General features: G+C 52.9%; 14 protein-coding genes. 3 read left to right on the forward strand and 11 right to left on the reverse strand.

All coding sequences use genetic code 11. The features are described 5' to 3' along the window. Positions 1-34 precede the first annotated feature (34 nt). From EFA69_RS02975 to EFA69_RS02990, 4 genes are all read right to left on the reverse strand, one after another. The gene (locus tag EFA69_RS02975; protein ID WP_123131605.1) at positions 35-1,522 is read right to left on the reverse strand and encodes a DUF5687 family protein; all 1,488 of its coding nucleotides are present in this window, start codon (positions 1,520-1,522) and stop codon (positions 35-37) included. A 709-nt stretch (positions 1,523-2,231) separates the two neighbouring features. Continuing rightward, positions 2,232-2,870: a hypothetical protein gene (locus EFA69_RS02980; protein WP_148041241.1), complete on the reverse strand. Its 639-nt coding sequence runs from the start codon at positions 2,868-2,870 to the stop codon at positions 2,232-2,234. Beyond that, positions 2,854-3,396, reverse strand: a complete 543-nt coding sequence (locus EFA69_RS02985; RefSeq protein ID WP_123131607.1) for an RNA polymerase sigma factor — start codon at positions 3,394-3,396, stop codon at positions 2,854-2,856. Before EFA69_RS02985 ends, EFA69_RS02980 begins: the two co-directional genes overlap by 17 nt. A 629-nt stretch (positions 3,397-4,025) precedes the next feature. After that, a complete protein-coding gene (locus tag EFA69_RS02990; protein ID WP_123131608.1) occupies positions 4,026-5,450 on the reverse strand; it encodes a Glu/Leu/Phe/Val family dehydrogenase in 1,425 nt (474 codons plus the stop codon). 230 nt (positions 5,451-5,680) lie between these two features. Between EFA69_RS02990 and EFA69_RS02995 the strand changes: the two genes are divergently transcribed. The 3 genes from EFA69_RS02995 to EFA69_RS03005 all read left to right on the forward strand — a co-directional run bounded on the left by EFA69_RS02995 (position 5,681) and on the right by EFA69_RS03005 (position 11,184). After that, entirely contained in the window at positions 5,681-7,057 is a 1,377-nt protein-coding gene (locus EFA69_RS02995) for a M20/M25/M40 family metallo-hydrolase (protein ID WP_221175660.1), read from the forward strand. Positions 7,058-7,214: 157 nt separating this feature from the next. After that, on the forward strand, positions 7,215-8,579 hold the full coding sequence (locus tag EFA69_RS03000; protein ID WP_245964479.1) for an HTTM domain-containing protein: 1,365 nt from the start codon (positions 7,215-7,217) through the stop codon (positions 8,577-8,579). A gap of 289 nt (positions 8,580-8,868) precedes the next feature. After that, the gene (locus tag EFA69_RS03005; RefSeq protein ID WP_123131609.1) at positions 8,869-11,184 is read left to right on the forward strand and encodes a patatin-like phospholipase family protein; all 2,316 of its coding nucleotides are present in this window, start codon (positions 8,869-8,871) and stop codon (positions 11,182-11,184) included. A 365-nt stretch (positions 11,185-11,549) separates the two neighbouring features. Here EFA69_RS03005 and EFA69_RS03010 read toward each other — a convergent pair whose 3' ends face one another. The 7 genes from EFA69_RS03010 to EFA69_RS03040 all read right to left on the reverse strand — a co-directional run bounded on the left by EFA69_RS03010 (position 11,550) and on the right by EFA69_RS03040 (position 19,358). Next, a complete protein-coding gene (locus tag EFA69_RS03010) occupies positions 11,550-12,044 on the reverse strand; it encodes a GIN domain-containing protein (protein ID WP_245964499.1) in 495 nt (164 codons plus the stop codon). Further along, positions 11,998-12,279, reverse strand: coding sequence for a GIN domain-containing protein (locus EFA69_RS03015; RefSeq protein WP_123131611.1), 282 nt, complete (start codon positions 12,277-12,279; stop codon positions 11,998-12,000). The genes EFA69_RS03010 and EFA69_RS03015 overlap by 47 nt, the downstream gene beginning before the upstream one ends. Before the next feature lie 236 nt (positions 12,280-12,515). Further along, positions 12,516-13,031, reverse strand: a complete 516-nt coding sequence (locus EFA69_RS03020) for a fasciclin domain-containing protein (protein WP_123131612.1) — start codon at positions 13,029-13,031, stop codon at positions 12,516-12,518. A gap of 88 nt (positions 13,032-13,119) precedes the next feature. Continuing rightward, complete coding sequence (locus tag EFA69_RS03025; RefSeq protein ID WP_123131613.1) at positions 13,120-13,743, reverse strand: rhomboid family intramembrane serine protease; 624 nt, start codon at positions 13,741-13,743, stop codon at positions 13,120-13,122. A gap of 111 nt (positions 13,744-13,854) precedes the next feature. After that, positions 13,855-14,829, reverse strand: a complete 975-nt coding sequence (locus tag EFA69_RS03030) for a polyprenyl synthetase family protein (protein ID WP_123131614.1) — start codon at positions 14,827-14,829, stop codon at positions 13,855-13,857. A gap of 185 nt (positions 14,830-15,014) precedes the next feature. Further along, complete coding sequence (gene rnr / locus EFA69_RS03035; protein WP_123131615.1) at positions 15,015-17,354, reverse strand: ribonuclease R; 2,340 nt, start codon at positions 17,352-17,354, stop codon at positions 15,015-15,017. A 189-nt stretch (positions 17,355-17,543) separates the two neighbouring features. Next, positions 17,544-19,358 carry an ABC transporter ATP-binding protein gene (locus tag EFA69_RS03040; protein WP_123131616.1) on the reverse strand — a complete coding sequence of 605 codons (1,815 nt, stop codon included), beginning with the start codon at positions 19,356-19,358 and terminating at the stop codon, positions 17,544-17,546. Positions 19,359-19,420: the final 62 nt, after the last annotated feature.

The raw sequence follows: 19,420 nt of genomic DNA on the forward strand, positions 1-19,420 counted from the left end.
GTTTAGAGGCTATTTTTCTGAAATCAAGGTAAAACTAAGCTTGCCGGAAACCGGCGGCAATGGCATATTTCTGCTCCTGGAACCGCTTCACCACCAGACCCAGCAACTGCCGGTGGAAGATGAAGCCCAACAGCCCCAGCACGCCCACGGCGGCCACTCCCCAGTAAGGTTTGTCCATCAGCCCGAAGGGCACATACACCAGAATGGGCAGCACCAGGGCAGGCAGCATCAGGATGAACTGCGAAGCGCCCACGCCCTGCCAGTTAAACGAGGAGCCTTTGCTCAGATCAATGCGCTTCTTGTTGTAGGTACTCATGTACAGCACCACAAAGGTGTTTATGCCAATGTTGTACAGGAAGCAGGCCGTATTGATGAGCATGATCTTGCCGCCAATCTCGGGCATGAGGCCGTAGAGCAAGGTAATGAGGTAAGCAGCGGTACAGGCGGGCACAAACATCCAGAACTTGCCCAGGAAGAAGGTGTACGGACTCAGGCGCTTGGTGAGCAGGGCATCAAAATGGGCGCTCTGCCAGCCCGGCACAAACTGCCCGTAGCTCAGCATCACAAACCCCGACATGAAAATGCCTGGGAAAATAAGCATGGCATAACCGTCTGTATAAACTTTGTTGGTATAGAACAGAAAGCCGTAGGCCAGAAAGAACACGCCCATGGTCATGGTAGATTTGGGCCGCTTGTGGCGGGCAATGAGTTTCAGTTCCAGGCTGATGAGGGTACCCAACTCCCCGAAACGCTGTAGGAAGCCAATCTCAGTGGTGTCGCCTACTTTGGATTGCTTTCTGATGCGCATTTCCTCCGGATAAGTGTGCGCCTTGAGGTAAGCATAGTTGACCACGTACGCGCCTGCAAAAAGCACCAGAGGCAGCAGAAGCCACACTGGGTTACTTCCCAGACCGCTGAAGAACCCCGCCGAAACCGTTCCCAAACCAATGTACCCCAGATAATCGGCGGCACCCAGGCCTACCACGGCAAAGAGAAACCCGAAGGTGACCAGTGGTTTCTCCACCAGCAGCCGTTTGAAGTAGAGCGTCAGGAAGTTGTTGAACAGCGTGAGCAGGAATAGTCCCAGTACCCAGGCCCAGGTGCCAACGGTGCCGTACAGTTCCGGCAGCATTCTCACCGCAAACGGGATGAACAGCAACAGAGACAAGAAGTTGAACATGCTGGTGATAGACTTCCAGAGCACAAAATGGATGAGTTTGCCTTTGCCCACCGGCAGGTGCAGGTACGGCTGTATGCCCATGACCGGCAGTTCCTGAATGAAGAAGCGTAGGGCAAGATCAAAAAGGAAGTAGTACAGCAAGGCCCGGTTCACCACCTCAATGGTATTGGCGCCCGGCTTCACGGCCTGCACCAATTCATCCATGAAAAACCCGATGAGCACCACGTACATCAGCAGGATGAGCATGAAGAAGCCCAAGACGGCATTGATGGCTACATTTTTTTGCCACACGCTAGACCGCGTAGCCTCTTTCCATTGGTGTGAAAGCAGAAGTCTTATCATACTGGTAGGGGTAAATGAAAAGCTGTTTTACCTGTTAGTCTCCCCAACCCCTTAAATATTACAGCTTTGCCATATATTTTTCTCTTCTGTTCGTCTAAGGGTTTCCTTTCTCAGCCCAGAGAAGTAGCGCTGCGGCTTCCGTTTAGCGCCTGTTTTTCCAAAAAGAGCCCCTAAACAGACCTGCTACTTTCTGAACCGATAGGCATTAAACAATGAAGAGGCAGATTGGCGTGAGCAGGCATGGGGTATTACAAATTCCCCTCTCAGGGTGCTTTCAGCTTATAAATCAGAAAGAACAGGAAGGAACTGATTGAGAAACGAAGGGAGTCTAAAGAACTTCAGATGAACCGAATTTGGTAGAAAGAATGAACCAGCGGCAAAGAAAGTGAATCTGTAAAGGTAAAGCTGCTTAGGATTGGCAACCAAAACGAAGGGGGGTCGGATTTGTAATTACCTGCTTCCACCTACAACTGCTTCTACTACCCGCACCGTTTCCAGTCTTCCCATCGAGCGCCTCGCTTGTGGCCACAGATAGGCAGTTACTAAGTACTAACTTCAGCTACATGGCCGCAAGGGCAGTGCGAGAGGGGAAGACGGGGCCCCGCGGCCGTGAGCGCTTGCCGCCAAAGATGAAACATCACAGCCCATAAACCCATAGACAAACGCCACCGCGCAGGCATCAGCCAGCTAAAGAACTATCTTACACAAATCAAGCCGCTACCTCCACACTCTCCAACTCCTGATAAGCACCGCGTAAGGCTTTCAGGTGATCCCCGAACATTTTCCGGATGTACCATTTCAGGAAGAAGTAGCCCAACACCGCCCCAAACACAAAGCCAATGATGAGCCGCAGGTACAGCTGCTCCCAAGGTAAATGCGTAGCATTGATGCCTTTGACCAATTTAAGGTACACCAGTTGCCCTGCCATTAAACCAATAGGCGCCAGCAGCATGTTGGTCCAAAAATAGAGCCTGATGAGGCCCTGGAGCATGTCTGTGAGGTTGCGCAAGGTGGCTCTGAGATTGGCGGTGGTCACGTTCAGGCGCTTGATGTAAGACAGCTTGGCCCAGAAATAGCCCAGGAAGGGCAGGCATACCATCACCACCACCACGCACAGCGCCTGGAACGCCGGGTCTTCCTTCACCAGAAAAATCGTCACCCCAAACAGCAGAACGGTTAACCCCTGCACGCCCAGCTCAAAGTAGATGTTCTGCTTGAGCTTGGTTACGGCATTCTCCGTGCGCACCTTGAGCAGGTCTGCTATCTGGTTCTCCGTGACCTGGTTTGCCGCCGCCGCTTGCGCCGCGTACACTTTCCAGGCATCTTTCAGGCTATCTAAGTTCATCATACACGGGGGTTAAGAGCTTCTCCAATTTCGCTTTGATGCGATTCAACTTCACGCCTACGTTAGACTTGGTGATCCCGATGATCTCGGCCATCTCCTCATAGGTTCTATCTTCCAGGTACAGCATCACAATGGCTTTCTCTACCTGAGAAAGCTGGTCAATGGCGGCATAGAGGTACTTGATCTTCAATTCATATTCTGCGGAAGTATCCGGCGAGGCCGGAATCTGCAGATCTAAGTCAGAGAGGGAACCGTGGTACGGACGGCGACTTTCTTTCCGGAAACTGGAGACGGCTGTGTTCAGCGCCACGCGGTACATCCAGGTACTTACCTTAGACTCGTGCTTAAACGCAGGATAGGACCGCCAGAGTTGCAGCACTATCTCCTGGAAGAGATCTTTCCGCTCCTCGAGGTCCCGGCAGTACATGCTGCATACCTTATGGATCAGGGCCTGATCCTGGGCAATGAGCTTCACAAATTCTGCGCGTAAAACCGGATTCTCCACCGTGGTACGTAAAGGTTTAGCCATTAGTAGCCGAAAGCCCGGGTAAATTACACTACACCTTTCAAAAGACACACATTTTTAGTTCTGAGTCTTGAGTTCAGTTTTGGCTTAGTTTGGGAAAAAGAGCTCCTAAAGGGAAGCCTTGGGTTCTGAGTCTGCATCTATAGCAGAAACTGGCGCGAGACTAAAGTCTCGTGACAAAGGATGAAGCGAGTCTCCAGACTCGCCGGGAACCACCGGCCGGAACACGGGAGTCCGGAGACTCCACTCATCCATCGGCACGAGTCTGGAGACTCGCGCTATGCCATCATTAGTTTCAAACTGGAACTGCTCTTACTACCCGCACCTATTCCAGTCTTTCCCTAGAGCGCCTCGCTTGTGGCCAAGTAAGAAAGAAGCTAAGAGCCAACTACACTGGCCTGGCCGCAAGGGCAGTGCGAGAGGGGAAGACGGGGCCCCGCGGCCGTGAGCGCTTACCAGAAGAAACGCAGCAACACAGTCTATAAACCCATAGACAAACGCCACAGCCAAGGCATCAGCCTAATCCATCAGCCAAAGGCAAACCACCCAACGCAAAAATTCCGTTTAGGGGCCGTTTTCCCAAAAACAGCCCCTAAACGGAATCCTATCCATTTACAATAGTTACGCCGGCATCACGGGAAGATACCCAATGACTGGTAGCTCACGCCAATTTTCTCAATGGCGGTATAGAAACCGGCCGTACGCAGGTCGGTGATGGCTTTGATCTGGTGTGTGACCTCGCGCATTTCATTGTAGGCCGTGATCATGGTGTCTTCCAAACCGGAATATACCAGATCGCGTTCATCGGCCCCGTGAATGATCAGGAGTTTCTCCTCAGCGCTGAGGCTCTTGCCGGTGGTTTTCTCAATGGTACTCACCAAACGTTTGAGGCTGGCTTCCTCGGCGCGTTTCCCCATCCGCCCGAAGCGGACGTTAGACAGGTTCTTGAGCCACTCAAAGTAAGAAACGGTAACCCCGCCGGCATTGAGGTAAAGGTCGGGCAAAATCACTACTCCGCGGGCATGCAGAATGCGCTCGGCTTCCTGCGTAATGGGGCCGTTGGCGCCTTCGGCGATGATTTTGGCTCTGATGCGCTCGGCGTTGCCATTGTGAATCTGGTTTTCCAGGGCGGCCGGCAGCAACACGTCACAGTCGTACTCCAACATTTCCACCGAGTTCTGGATGAACGCCCCGCCGTTGTAGCCTTCAAAAGAGCCGTTCTCTTTGCGGTACTGGAAGATGCTCTCAATATCCAGACCGTCTGGGTTGAAGATACCGCCCTCGCGTTCGGCCACGCCGGTAATGATGGCACCGTCCTGTTGCAGGAACTTGGCGGCGTGGTAGCCTACGTTTCCTATCCCCTGCACAATGATGCGTTTGCCCGAGATGCCGCTGTTCAGGTTGAGCGGTTTCAATACCGCCGGGTCTTGCAGTGCTTCACGGATACCAAAGTAAATACCCAGACCGGTGGCCTCGTTTCGGCCCCTGATTCCGCCTTGGCCTACCGGTTTACCCGTTACGCAGCCCAACGCGTTGGTTTCCCCAAATTTGAACGTGTGGTACGTATCGGCGATCCAGGCCATTTCACGGCTGCTGGTTCCGTAGTCGGGCGCGGGCACGTCTACGGCCGGGCCAATGAGGTTTTTCTTGATCAGCTCGGTGGCGAAACGGCGGGTCACTCTCTCCAAGGTCTCCACCGAAGAGGTTCTGGGGTTGATTTTCACGCCGCCTTTGGCCCCGCCGAACGGCACATCCACCACGGCGCACTTAAAGGTCATGAGGCTGGCCAGGGCCACTACCTCGTCTTCGTCTACGTGGGTGCTGAACCGGATACCGCCTTTGGTGGGCAGTTTGTGCTGGCTGTGCTGCGCCCTGATTCCCTCAATCACGTGGATTTGGCCGTCTATCTCAACCGGAAAATTTACTTTGTAGACACTGTTGCAGACTTTGATCTGCGCTAGAATACCAGGATGGAGTTTAGAATGTTGGGCAGCCTGGTCATAGTAGTAATGGACACTGTCCAGAAATTCTCTGCCGGGTGATACGGGTTGGCTCATAGTTTCTGCAATTGGTGGAATAATGTAAGACGTACGGAAACCGGGGCGCGTTGTTTAGGGCTGGGTCATGTTCCACGGAGAACGTTTCCTGGGTAGCCCTCCCGGTTTGGGTGCGTTTCCGCAAAAGTAGCCTTTAAACAGATACCTTCGGCTTGCCTTCTTTCCATTGGTTTCTGCGGATAAATGCAGAAATTACCTACCCATTACACCAACACAAACCAATACTTTCTATGTCTTCTTCCGTTTTCTCGTTCGCCCGCGCGGGTGCCGCTGCGCTGGGCTTGCTTTTTTTACCTAGCCTTACCCAGGCGCAAGCCATCATCAAGACAGACCCCGTCATCAAAACCATGACCGAGCAAGTGTCTGCGCAGGAACTGGAGCGGCTGGTGCGCGGTCTGGTTAGCTTTGAGACCCGCCACTCGCTCAGCACCGTCAAAGACAAGAAGAAAGGCATTGGCGCCGCCCGCAACTGGGCGCAGGCCGAAATGGAGAAAGCCGCCGCCACCTCCGGCGGACGTATGACCGTGACCCAGGACCGCTACACCGTGAAAGCCGACGGCCGCCGCATTCCCCAGGACGTGGAGATGGCCAACGTGATGGCTACCCTCAAAGGCACCGACCCCAATGATGACCGCGTGTTCATTGTGAGCGGCCACATAGACAGCCGAAACACAGACGTGATGGATGCCAAAGGCAAAGCCCCCGGAGCCAATGATGACGGTTCCGGCACCGCCGCCGTGATTGAACTGGCGCGGGTCATGGCCAGGCAGCAATTTCCAGCCACCATCATTTTCGTGTGCGTGCAGGGCGAAGAACAGGGCCTTTACGGCGCCAAACACTTAGCCGAACGTGCCAAGCAGGAGAACTGGAACCTGGTGGCCATGCTCAACAATGACATGATTGGCAACTCTTTCTCAGACGAGACCAACCTCAAAGACAACACCCGCGTGCGGATTTTCTCTGAAGGCGTACCGGCGGTGGAAACCCCCGAGATGGCGGCCCTGCGCAAAAGCACCGGCGGTGAAAACGACAGCCGCAGCCGTCAATTGGCCCGCTATATGAAAGAAATGACCAGCCGCTACGTGCCGCAACTGGAAGTGGTCCTGAATTACCGCACAGACCGTTTCCTGCGCGGCGGCGACCACACCCCGTTCAGCCAGGCGGGTTTCACGGCTATACGCGTCTGTGAGATGAACGAGAACTACCAGTACCAGCACCAGAACGTGCGCACCGAGAACGGCATCAACTACGGCGATTTCCCGGAGCACGTGGACTTTGAGTACGTGCGCAAGAACACCGCCATGAACCTAGCTACCCTGGCCAACCTGGCGCTGGCTCCTTACTCACCAGAGGAAGTGGGCGTAGTCACCAGCAACCTCACCAACAAGACGGAACTGCGCTGGAAAGCCCCTGCCAAAGGCGAAAGACCGGCAGGCTACTACATTCTCATGCGCGAGACTTCCTCGCCCATGTGGGAAAAGAAAATTTACGTAGAAGGCACCACCACTACCCTGCCCTACTCCAAAGACAATTACTTCTTCGCGGTACAGGCCGTTGACGCCGAGGGCCACGAGAGTCTGCCGGTAGTGCCAAGGCCTTTGCGTTAAGAAGCGTTTAGCGGCTCTTTTTCCAGAATTAAGCCTAAACCAGCCCGGCAGTGCGTTCTGCTGGGCTGGTTTGTTTTTTTTAATGCAGTCCTTTTCTTAGCGCACCTGAAATCATTCCAGGTTTAACTCTTTTGCTGTTCCTCCAGTACTAGTGAGCATGCTGTCTACCGCTACTGCCCCCGTTTCTAAGATGTCTCTCCTGTCGTGGCTCCGCCAGCCGGTAGACAACGCGCCGTTGGTGGTGTTCCGGTGGTGTTTCGGGTTGCTGCTGTTTCTGGAGACGGGCGGGGCTATTTTGACGGGTTGGGTGAAGAAGAACCTCATAGAACCTACGGTACATTTTCCCTTCATCGGGTTTGAGTGGCTCAAACCGCTGTCCGGCAACGGCATGTACTTCTACTACGGGACAATGGCGCTGCTGGGCCTGCTGGTGATGGTGGGCTTCTACTACAGAGCCAGTCTTACGCTATTTACCTTGCTTTGGTGGGGAGCCTACCTTATGCAGAAAGCGGCTTACAACAACCACTACTACCTCTTGCTGGTGCTGTGTTTTCTCATGCTGCTGGTACCGGCCCACACCTATGCTTCTATAGACGCCAAACGCAACCCACCGCTAAAATCCCTTTCCTGCCCCCGTTGGTGTCTGCTGGTGTTTGTGGTGCAGATGACCATTGTGTATACCTATGCCGCCATTGCCAAAATAAACGAAGACTGGTTGGCGGGTACTCCGGTTTCTATCTGGTTCTCCAACAAAAGCCATTATTGGCTCATCGGGGGACTGTTGCAGCAGGACTGGTTTCAGAAGCTGGTGGTGTACGGCGGTATTTTCTTTGATTTGCTCATTGCCCCCTTGCTATTATGGCGGCGAACTCGGATTTGGGCCTTTTTCCTGGCGGTGTTCTTCCACGGGTTCAACTCGGCGGTGTTCCACATTGGCATTTTCCCGTATCTGGCGCTGGCGCTGTGCCTGTTCTTTTTTCCGCCGGAGCAGATTAGAAAGATTTTCCTGCGCCGCAAACCCATGCTGCCTGTTTCTGCACCTGCGTTAGCGCCTGCCCCTCCTGCCTTCAAAGAGAAAGCGGTGCTTCTGTTGCTGGCCCTCCATCTGGTGGTGCAGCTTGTTTTGCCCATGCGGCAGTGGTGGTTCCCGGGCAATACCAACTGGACCGAGGAAGGCCACCGCATGTCCTGGCACATGATGCTCAGGAGCAAGTCTGGGTATGCCACCTTTAAGGTGGAGGCAGACGGTAACGCATTTTGGGAGCACCCTGAAACCCACCTTACGCCCAAACAGTCCCGCTCCGTAGCCACCCGCCCCGATCTGATTTGGCAATACTGCCAGTTCCTGGCGCAGAAGTACCAGCAGAAAGGCTATAAACAAGTGAAAGTATTCGCGTATACCCACGTAAGCCTCAATAACCGTCCGGCGCAGGCCTTGGTAGACTCTACGGTTAATCTGGCGGCAGTGCCCTGGCTCACGCACCAACCTTCGCCGTGGGTGGTGCCGTTACAGGAAAACTAACCTTTTCCCGCGGGCTGAAGAGAAGTGCGTTTAGGGGCTCTTTTTGGAAAAAGAGCCCCTAAACGCACTTCTGGTATTCACGTGAAAAAGCGGCTTTTCTCTCTTCCCTCCTCCAGCTCTAACCTTTTACCGCAGAAATAGTAAGTGCACCTAAGCGGCTTTGCCCATGGCTTTTAGTGTAATGGCGTTCCTTTTCTCCTTGCCTCTGGAAAGCTCCCCGTTTCTGGTTAGAGGAGAATCTGTAGTCACGCAGAAGCTTTTACCTCAACTCAATTTCTAGCGAATTCATATGTCTACACAGTTACCCCGCCTATGGGTACTTTTGTTCTTTTCTCTGGTTCTCTCCTGGCAGGCCCGTGCCCAGAAGGTGGGGCTTGTTTTAAGCGGCGGCGGCGCCAAGGGACTGGCCCATGTGGGGGTACTCAAGGTGCTGGAGAAAAACCAGATCCCCATCGACTACATTGTGGGCACCAGCATGGGCTCTGTGATAGGAGCGCTGTACGCCGCCGGCTACTCGCCGCAGGATATTGAGGACCTGGTGCTTTCGCCTAAGTTCCAGTACTGGGTGTCTGGGAGGCCACTGGAGGAAAACGCCTTCAACTACTTCAGCCTGGACCCATCCCCGGCCGCGCTCCGGCTGCCCCTCACGCTGCAGAAAAACATAAAGGTACAGACCTCCCGCGGGCTGGTGAGCGACGTGAACTTGAACTATGCCCTGGCCTCTACCCTGGCTGCCGGCGCGGCCATCTCCAAATATGACTTTAACCGGCTCTTTGTGCCTTACCGCAGCCTCACCGCCGAGATTTTCACCCGCCAGCAGATTGTGCAGCGCAGCGGGTCTCTGGCAGATGCCGTCCGCAATTCCATGGCCGTTCCCCTGGCGTTCAGGCCCATTCGGCAAGCCGATGGAAGGTATCTCTTTGACGGAGGCTTGTTCAATAACTTCCCTACAGATGTGATGCGCGCTGAGTTTAAGCCCGATGTGGTCATTGGCGTGAATGTGGGCGATGTCTCCTTCAAGAAGTACCCCCATGAGAAAGACGATGAACTCCTGAGCTCTTCCCTGGTTTTTCTGGGCTTTGACGTAGCCGATACCTTGGCCGTGGGGCCCAACGGAATCCTGATCCAGCCCGATCTGGAAGGCTTCGGCACCACCGCCTTTGACCGCGTGCGCGAACTCATTGAACTGGGCGTGAAATCTGCCGAGGAAAGACTGCCCCTCATGAAGGAGCGCATTAAACGCCAGGTAGACACGGTGAGCCTACAAGAACGGAGAAGAGCCTTCCAAGACAAAGCACCGCCCGTTCGCTTTACCAATGTAAAAATTCAGGGGCTCAAAGAAAACCAGCACAACTACGTCCGGAACTTCTTCAGGAAAGAAGGCAATAATTACACCATCAGTGACATTGAGGAAGGCTATTACCGGCTGGCGGCCAATGATTTCTTCAAAGGAATCTATCCCAGAATCAGGTTTGACAGCCTCTCTGGCGGCTATGAGCTCAACATTGACGCCAGACAGAGCAACAATGCCACCGCCGAGGTGGGCGCCGTGTTCAGTACCCGCCCCGTAGACAATCTGTACCTGGGGCTGGAGTACCGGTACCTGAACAAGCTGCTGTACACCGTGGGGATCAACGCCAACGTGGGTCGGTTCTATACCGCCGGTCAGTTCGGGTTTAGGGTGAACGTACCGGCCAAGCTGCCTTTCTACATAGAACCCTCTGTCATGTACAGTTCGCTCAATTACCAAGACGCCAACGATTTCCTGAACCGCGATGCCACCAGTACCCAGCTAAGGCAACGTGATTTCAAAGTGGGGTTGCAAACCGGCTTCAGCCATAACTTCAGGAGCCGCGTGGTGCTGGACGGGGCCTGGTTCTCCAACGAAGACCAGTACGCCAACATCAATGACGTGTCTTCCTCTGACAAACTAGACGAAACCGACTTCAGTGGATTAACCTTGGCCCTGCGTTTTGAACGAAACTCCCTTAACCGGAAAATGTATTCCACCAGAGGGCACCGGGCGGTACTGGGCGTACGTGGCGTGACCGGCGAAGAGTTATACAGACCCGGCACCACCTCCCTCCAACCCCAATCCAGAACGAAAGAGCACCAATGGTTGCAGTTTTCGGCCACCTATGAGGGCTACTACCCTTTCAACCAGGATAAGAGTAGCTGGGGCTATTTTGTGGAAGGGATGGTAAGCACCCAGGGCCTGTTTTCCAACTACCGGTCATCGCTCACCACCGCCCCGGTGTTTGCGCCCCTGCCAGATTCCCGCACCCTTTTCCTGGACAAGTACCGCGCCACCCGCTACGGAGCCGTGGGCTTGCGCTACTCTCAAAACCTGCTCACCAAATTTGAGTGGCGCACCGAAGCCTTTGTACACGTAATGCACCGGCCGTTTGAGGAAGGTCCGCTCCAGGAGGCCATACGGGCAAGTGGCTTTGAACGCCCCCGGCTTACGGCCAGTACCGGCATTGTAATGCAGTTGCCCATTGGTCCGGCGGCCCTGCACTTCATCCACTATGACAATGACCAGAACCGCTGGAGCGTGTTCGGGCATGTGGGGTTCCTGCTGTTCAGGGCTCGGTCTTTGCAGTAATGGTTTTGCAGGGAGCTTTTGCGTTTAGGGGCTCTTTTTTGGTAAAAGAGCCCCTAAACGCAGATTGAATTTAGAAAGTAACTTCTGCTAAGAGCATGCTAAACCTTCAGCAAAAACGAAGACCTCCCCGGCACGCATTGGTGCCAGGGAGGTCTTCGTTCTGCATTGCCTTTTGGGCATCCTTTACCAGTAGCGTAAGGTAATCTTCACCGCGGGGATTTCATGTTTCTCTACAAACAACAACCTGAAGATGCGGTGAAGATACCTTACGCGTATCACTGGTAACGGCACTATGTAATAGTTTGCTTCTGGTGGGCTGATTTTGGCCTCATTCTGGAAAAAGAGCCGCTAAACGCTTTTTGGGGCTAACCGCGCTTCCTCACAGAGCCGCTGCCGCTCACCCGGCTGTCTACGTTGGGCGAACCATGGTAAGTCACCCGGCCGCTGCCGCTGATGCTGGATTTTAAAGAGGAGGTAGCGTTGATCTCACAGGAGCCAGAACCGCTGATGCTCACTTTGGCGTCTGAGGTTTTAAACTCATACCCCTTCATGGAGCCGGAGCCGCTCACCGAGATGACGCTTTGTTTTCCTTCGCCGCTCAACAGAATGCTGCCGGAGCCCGCGATACGGCTGGTGACTTCCTCCACCGTGGCATTCAACTGTATGGCACCAGAGCCGCTCACGGCCAAGTCTAAAGAAGAAGCCTGGAAGGTTCCCTCGCCCTTGATTTTACCGGATCCACTCACGCTCAGGCCGTCTACCGTTGGCACGGTGATGTAGATGGTGAGCCTGTCTTTGTCTGAGGTAAACCAATTATTTTCCTTGTACTCGTCTTTTCTTATTAATGATGAGGCGGCCACTTTCAACTTTGAGATCCAGTTGGCTCATTTGCTCCTTATTGCCCTCTATGCGCAGGCTTTGGGTGTTTCCCTGCCTCAGGATGACATTGGCCGGATAAGCCAACCCGATTTTTCTGAAGGGAGCCACATTGCGGGTCTCTTCATCTTCGGTTTGAGGGGCACCGGCTTTGAAGGAAGAAAGCGTTGCGAAGAGGGCCAGCACAGCCAGCAAAGGGAGGATAGACAGTTTTTTCATGGCAGTTGGGTTAGGTTTCGTTCTAAAGATGGCAAGTAACTACCAAGGGTTGCTTCTACCCTGAAAATATTTTTTTGATTATCAGGAACATTCCCCATCTGCCCCGCAACCCTGCCACACTATGTATGCTGTTTAGCGCCTCTTTTTCCAAAAACGGCCCCTAAACAGCATGCACCTAAACACGTGAGGCTGCCTTGAGAAAGGCAGCCTCACGTGTACATTCACTGATGCGTATACTATAGTTGGGAAGTGACCGCTGGCTGAAAAGCTCCATTCAGGCGGTGCCACACACCGTTGGCATAAAGCTGGTCAGTTTCTTTCAGGCGTACTCCACTCACAATGACAGCACCTTTCTTACGGCAGATGCGCAGGTTGTTTCCGCTCAGCGCCTTTAGATCATGGCCGTCGCGCAGGTCTTCGGCGGTTAAGTGGCCTTTCACTATGTGCTGTTCCAGAAAAGCCCTGAGCTGTTCTGGTGTGTCTGCGGCGTGCTGTTGCAACACTTGCATAGACGGGGCAAACAAGGTATGTTCTTCGTTGCTGGAAAGAACCGGCATGAGGCCCGCCTTGGTAATGAGGTCTAGCAACAACTGGTCTTTTTGGGCAATGCCTTCGCCCAGGCTCATGCGGGCTACTTCGGTGGTAGCGGCTACTTCGGCCATAAAGGTCTGCGCCTCGGTCTTGGTGGCCTGTAGGCCCAGCCAGAGCACTAAAGCCAGAAATATCTTCGGATAATCAAACAATCGCTTCATCTCTCTCCCCTTTAAATCTCCTGTAATACAATAGTATACGCAGATTTAAAGAAAATAGATGTAGCGTCCCCTCTACAATAAATACAAATCAGGAGCCAATAATAGCCTGAAAGAAGCCCAAAATTTGGCTGGGTACCAGAAGCACACTTACCAGAAACCCGAAGGCCGCGCCATAAAAGTGCGCGCTGTGGTTAATGCCGTCATTCCCTCTCTTGCTCAGGTAATAGGAGTAGCCCAGATACAACGCCCCAAAGATGTAGCCTTTGATGGGAATGGGAATAGGGAAAATAATGAGCTCTGTGAGCGGATTGAAGTAGATACTGGCGAAGATAATGGCCGCCACACCACCGGAAGCCCCCAAAGAATAGTAGCGGCTATCGTTCTTGTGTTTGATGAGCGTGGGAATATCTGACACCACAATGGCCGCCAGATACAGCAGCACATAGAAAATTGCCCCCATGGGGAACCCGAAGGCGCCCAGAAACACCTGTTCCACCACACCGCCAAACACGTAAAAAGAGAACATGTTGAAGAAGAGGTGCATGAAATCTGCGTGCAGAAACCCAGAGGTAAGCAGGCGCCACCACTCCTTGTCCCTGGCCACCGACTGCGGATGGTGCACCCAGTTCTCCATCAGGTTCTGGTTCTGCCAGGCAAACAGAGACACCAGCACGGTTACCGCAATAAGAATAATGGTTATACTAAGGATCATGTTCAAATAAGTTACTCCAGGAACCAGCCTTTTGACTCCCTTCCGTTTAGCGGCCGTTTTTCTAAAAACAGGCGCTAAACGAAGCGCTGTTCTACCAGAACGGTGCTGTTATTAATTGTCACGCTCAATGAGCTGAATGGCCAATTCCCGAAGCAGTTCTTTTTTGCTGTTGAGCGCGTTGACATTGTTCAGGTGGTGCAGGCCTTTCTGAAAGTAATGGTTGATCTGGCTTTGGGTGATGTTCTGGATGTCCAGTTCATCATAAATCTCTTTCACCGCCTTCACTTTCTGATCCTCCTTCTCAGGCGAGAGAGTACCCTGCCATTTCTCCAGTTCTTTGCGCTGCGTGGCAGAGGCACGGTCCAGCGCAGTGAGTAGCAGGTACGTTTTCTTGTCTGAGACAATGTCTCCGCCCACCCGCTTGCCAAACTTGGCTTGGTCGCCGTACACGTCCAGCAGGTCATCGCGGAGCTGGAAGGCAATGCCCATGTTTATCCCGAACTCCTTCAGGTGGCGGGCATCTTCTGGCGTAGCGTTGTTGAGTAGCGCGCCCAGCTCCAGGCTGAAGCCCAGAAGCACGGCAGTCTTCAGTTTAATCATGTGCAGGTACTCCTCTATCTGCACATCTTGCCGGTTCTCAAAATTCATGTCCAGCTGCTGGCCTTCGCACACTTGGGCGGCACAGGTACTGAACAACTTTAGCACCACCGGAAGCTTCTCGGGCTCAATGTCCAGGAAGAACTCATAGGCGCGCACCAACATCACGTCGCCACTCAAGATAGCGGTGCTGGTATTCCACTTTTCATGCACCGTGGCTTGCCCTCTGCGTAACGGGGCCTTGTCCATGATGTCATCATGCATGAGCGTGAAGTTGTGGAAAACCTCTACGCCTATGGCGGGCATAAGGGCGTTGTCCACGTTGTCATGGAAGAGGTAAGCACCTAGCAGGGTAAGCAGCGGACGCACTCTTTTCCCGCCCATTTCCATTGTATAGCGGATTGGCGCATACAGCTCCTCTGGATTTTGCCCGTACTGGAGCGTGGACAACTGCTGGCGAATGCGTTCTGAGAATTGTGAAATATCCACAGAGATAATTTTAGCTAAAGGGTAAAAATCTGGCTGCAGCTTTTGGAAACAGCTTCTTTACTTGCTCAAAGCTACAGTAAAATAAAGAAACAGCCTTTTTGTTTTTGTGTTTAGTTAAAAAAGCGTTTAGGGGCGCTTTTTGGAAAAAGAGCCCCTAAACGCTTTTCAGGGTGAGCAGCAACCTGCTATTTCTTTACCACATCAATCAGTTCAAGGTCAATGGTACGCTCCAGCACGTTGGCCGCTTTCACTTCCACTATGACCTCATCCCCGAAGGAAATGATGCGCTTGTTGTTCTGCCCAATGAGGCGATAATTAGCGGCATCAAGCTCATAGAAATCGTCTTGCAGGTCTGCCAGCCGCACCATGCCCTCGCATTTGTTCTCCTCAATCTCCACGTACATGCCCCATTCCGTTAGGCCAGAGACAATGCCTTTGAACTGCTGCCCAAGGAACCCGCTGATGTACTCCACCTGCTTGAACTTGATAGAGGCCCGCTCTGCGTCTGCCGCGCGTTTCTCCATGTCTGAGGAATGCAGACTGCGTTCTTCAAACTCTTCCTTCTCTGCGGTGAAGTCTTTGTGCTGGTACAGGTCAATGAGGCGGTGGGCCATCATGTCTGGGTACCGCCTGATGGGCGAGGTAAAGTGCGAGTAGTGCGCAAACGCCAACCCAAAGTGCCCTTCAGCCTCTGTGCTGTATTTGGCTTTGGCCATGGTTCTGATGGCCAGGTTCTGCAATACGCTCTGTTCCGGCTTGCCTTCAGTTTGGCTGGCCAGTTTGTTCAGTTCCTTGGAGATGTCCTTGCCTTCCTCCAGGTCAACCTTATAGCCGAACTTACGCGCGAACACCGAGAAGTTCATGAGTTTCTCCGGGTCTGGAGCACCGTGCGTACGGTACACCATGGTCAGTTTCTTGGGCCCTTTCTTGAGCTTGTACACGTGCTCGGCCACGTACTTGTTGGCCAGCAGCATGAACTCTTCAATGAGCTTGTGCGCGTCTTTGCGTTCTTTCACGTACAGGTGCAGCGGCTTGCCGTTCTCGTCCAGCTTGAATTTTACTTCAATGGTCTCAAAGTTCACGGCTCCGTTCTTAAAGCGCTTGTCTTTGAATTTCTTGGCCAGTTCGTTCAGCTTCAGAATCTCCGTGGAGAAATCACCCTCGCCGGTTTCAATCACCTGCTGGGCTTCTTCATAGGCAAACCTGCGGTCTGAGTGGATGATGGTGCGGCCAATCCAGTAATCATGGATCTTGGCGTTTTCATCTATCTCAAACACCACGGAGAACGTGAGTTTGTCTTCATTGGGCCGAAGGGAGCACAACCCGTTAGACAGGCGCTCCGGTAACATAGGAATGGTTCTGTCTACCAAGTACACAGAGGTGGCTCTGCGGTAGGCTTCTTTCTCCAGTCTGCTGCCCGGGCGCACGTAATGCGTTACGTCTGCAATGTGCACCCCAATCTCCCAGTTTCCGTTTTCCAGCTGCTGCACACTCAGGGCATCGTCAAAGTCTTTGGCGTCTGCGGGGTCAATGGTGAAGGTGGTTACGTCTCTGAAGTCGCGGCGCTTGGCAATTTCCTCTTTGGTAATGCCCTCCGGGATGCTCTCGGCCTCTTTCTCCACCGACTCCGGAAACTCAAACGGCAAGCCAAATTCGGCCATGATGGCATGGATCTCAGCGTTGTGTTCTCCGGCCGGGCCGAATACCCTAGTGATCTCTCCCGTAGGATTGCGCTGCGGATCTTCTGGCCACTCGGTCACTTTCACCAGTACTTTGTCACCGTGCTTGGCATCGGCTAGGCCGCGTTCACCCACAAACACATCAAAGTACATGCGTTTCATGTCTGGCACCACAAACCCGAAACCTTTGGACATCTCCAGGCGGCCTACCACTTCCTCACGCTCGCGCTTGAGCACTTCCACTACTTCACCCTCGGGGCGGTCACCTTCGCGGCGGCTGCGCCGAAGCTGCACCCGCACGGTGTCACCGTCCATGGCAAACCTAAGCCGTTCCACGGGTACGCGTACGTCCTGTTCGCTTTCCTCGCTCACCACATAGGCATGACGGCCATTGGCTAAATCTACCTTGCCCACAATGGTGGCGCCTCCCCGGCGGGAAAGGAACCCACCACGGTCTGTGTCTCGTCGGCTGCCGCGTTCCCCGCGGTCATAGCTCTTCTCAGTAGTGCCTTTATAGTCAGGGTTGAAGATATAGGCGTCTTCCTGCAGGTGAACAAGCTCACCGCTTTTGCGCATTTTCTTCAGGAGGGCGAATACTTCCTCACGTCCTTCTTTGTTGTTGATGCCCAACCGGCGGTGCAGTTGGCGGTAGGTGAACACCTTCTTCGGCTCCCGGCTGAAAATATTCAAGAGCACTTCTCTGGACACTTCACCGGCATTTACGCCCCGGCCACCACGGCCCGAGGAAGCACTGCTCCTGCGTGGGGCACCTTTGTCTTTTCTGGTATTACTAGAACGGGGCGCAGAATCTCTGCCTCCACCCGAACCTCTTCTTTTTCTTTCCATTAATTCTTGTCAAATGTGTGCTGCTCCCATGTTTGGAAAATAGCACTTGGCGGCAGCTTCTTTTACCACTGCCCAATTTTGTTTAGTTCTGCTCCCCTGGCTTGGGGAGCGGTTTATTTTCTGTTTAGCGCCTGTTTTTGGAAAAACGGCCGCTAAACGCACCTCAAGAAAAGCTGCCTACAAATATATCTATTCATCTATACTTGCTTTGTACGCATTTCGTTTCTCTTGCGCCGCTAAAATATCTGCTATTTCTCCGGCCGGAATGGCCTGCAGCAGTGCCTTGGTATAAGGTTGTTGCGGAGAAGAGAAAATTTGCTGTGTGGGTCCCTGTTCCACTATCTGTCCTCTGTCCATCACCAACAGGCGGTTAGACATGAATTTGGCCACAGACAGGTCATGGGTAATAAAGAGCAGCGTGAGGTTGAATTCTTGTTTGAGACGGTTGAGCAGGTTCAGGACCTGGGCCTGCACAGAAACGTCTAAGGAGGAAACTACCTCGTCGCAGATGATACACGTGGGTTCCAGGGCCAGCGCTCTGGCAATGCAGATACGCTGTAATTGACCACCGGAAAATTCATGGGGATAACGGTGAAAATGCTCTGGGAGAAGGCTTACTGTTTCCAGTAACGCCAAGGCGCGTTGTTTTCGCTCCCATTGATTCTTTAACACCTGATGTACCTGCATGGGTTCCATAATGGCTTGCCCAATGGCGAGGTTTGGATTAAGCGAAGCATAAGGGTCCTGGAAGATCATCTGAAAGTTTTTCCGCCTCTTTCTCAGTTCCTCTTTAGACAAATTGCTCCAATCTTCCCCGTTGAAAACTACTTTACCGGCCGTTGGTTCTATCAACCGTAATAAGGTTCTGCCCAACGTGGTTTTCCCACAGCCAGACTCGCCTACAATACCAATAGTTTCCCCGGGGAAAACTTCAAAAGAAACTCCGTTTACAGCTTGTATCTGCTCTTTCTGCTGCCAAAAGAAGATCCTGCCTCTGGTGAATTCCACGTGGATATCCTGTACCTGCAACAATGGCTTCTGCGGTGCTTCTTGCTCCTGTTGAGATAGAAGAACAGCTTGCTCATCTTTCCGTTTTTCCACAGGCAAATGCTGCTCTTCTATAGGTAAGGCATCTACCGGAAGAGTTCCCTCCTCTGGCACCGGCATAAAGTCTGTGAGGGTAGGCAAAACGGCTGCTTGCATCTTCACCGTGGGTCTACAGGCCAGCAACGCTTTGGTATAAGGGTGCTGCGGATTGCTGAAGATTTGCAGTACCGTGCCATGTTCCACTATTCTGCCCTGGTACATGACCAGAATTCGGTCTGCTAGCTCAGCGACAACTCCTAAGTCATGAGAAATGAAGAGTAAGGCCATCTCCTTTTCCAGACGTAGTTGATTGAGCAGCTGCAACAGATTAGCCTGTACCGTTACATCCAGCGCAGTGGTAGGCTCATCGGCAATAAGAAGGGATGGGTTACAAGCCATGGCCATGGCAATCATGACCCGCTGCTTCTGCCCTCCTGATAACTCATGTGGATAGCTCCTGAAAATACGGTCTGGATTTGGGAGCTTCACCAACTCAAAAAGCTCCTGAACGCGCGAATAAGCCTCTTTTTTAGAAATAGGTAAGTGAAGTAACAGCACCTCTGCCACTTGTTTTCCACAGGAGATAACAGGGTTCAAAGAGGACATGGGGTCTTGGAAAACAATTGAGATCTCTTGGCCCCTTATCTTTTGCAGTTGCTTCTCCTGAAGTGCATACAGATCCACTTGCCCTAGTTGACCGCTGTTAAAGACAGCTGAACCGGTAATCTGCGCGGCAGAAGGCAACAGCTTCATGAGTGACAGACCCGTCACAGTTTTCCCGGAACCCGACTCGCCTACAATGGCCACTGCCTCCCCCTTCTGTATCTGAAACGAAATAGAATCAACTGCCTGCACTACACCCTGCTCTGCCTGAAAGCTAATGCTGAGTTGTTCTACCTGTAGAATGGGTGAAGCCATATAAGGTTTGTTTCTGCGTAAGAGGTACTGTTTGGATGAATATTCCAGATGTAATTCTAAAA

The sequence above is a fragment of the Rufibacter immobilis genome (genome assembly GCF_003721565.1).
In the GTDB taxonomy this organism is placed as follows: domain Bacteria; phylum Bacteroidota; class Bacteroidia; order Cytophagales; family Hymenobacteraceae; genus Nibribacter; species Nibribacter immobilis.

Bases quoted from the DNA above. Each gene is read 5' to 3' on its own strand.
- EFA69_RS02975 (WP_123131605.1), bottom strand. From the start codon at position 1,522: ATGATAAGACTTCTGCTTTCACACCAATGGAAAGAGGCTACGCGGTCT.
- EFA69_RS02980 (WP_148041241.1), bottom strand. From the start codon at position 2,870: ATGATGAACTTAGATAGCCTGAAAGATGCCTGGAAAGTGTACGCGGCG.
- EFA69_RS02985 (WP_123131607.1), bottom strand. From the start codon at position 3,396: ATGGCTAAACCTTTACGTACCACGGTGGAGAATCCGGTTTTACGCGCA.
- EFA69_RS02990 (WP_123131608.1), bottom strand. From the start codon at position 5,450: ATGAGCCAACCCGTATCACCCGGCAGAGAATTTCTGGACAGTGTCCAT.
- EFA69_RS02995 (WP_221175660.1), top strand. From the start codon at position 5,681: ATGTCTTCTTCCGTTTTCTCGTTCGCCCGCGCGGGTGCCGCTGCGCTG.
- EFA69_RS03000 (WP_245964479.1), top strand. From the start codon at position 7,215: ATGCTGTCTACCGCTACTGCCCCCGTTTCTAAGATGTCTCTCCTGTCG.
- EFA69_RS03005 (WP_123131609.1), top strand. From the start codon at position 8,869: ATGTCTACACAGTTACCCCGCCTATGGGTACTTTTGTTCTTTTCTCTG.
- EFA69_RS03015 (WP_123131611.1), bottom strand. From the start codon at position 12,279: ATGAAAAAACTGTCTATCCTCCCTTTGCTGGCTGTGCTGGCCCTCTTC.
- EFA69_RS03020 (WP_123131612.1), bottom strand. From the start codon at position 13,031: ATGAAGCGATTGTTTGATTATCCGAAGATATTTCTGGCTTTAGTGCTC.
- EFA69_RS03025 (WP_123131613.1), bottom strand. From the start codon at position 13,743: ATGATCCTTAGTATAACCATTATTCTTATTGCGGTAACCGTGCTGGTG.
- rnr (WP_123131615.1), bottom strand. From the start codon at position 17,354: ATGGAAAGAAAAAGAAGAGGTTCGGGTGGAGGCAGAGATTCTGCGCCC.
- EFA69_RS03040 (WP_123131616.1), bottom strand. From the start codon at position 19,358: ATGGCTTCACCCATTCTACAGGTAGAACAACTCAGCATTAGCTTTCAG.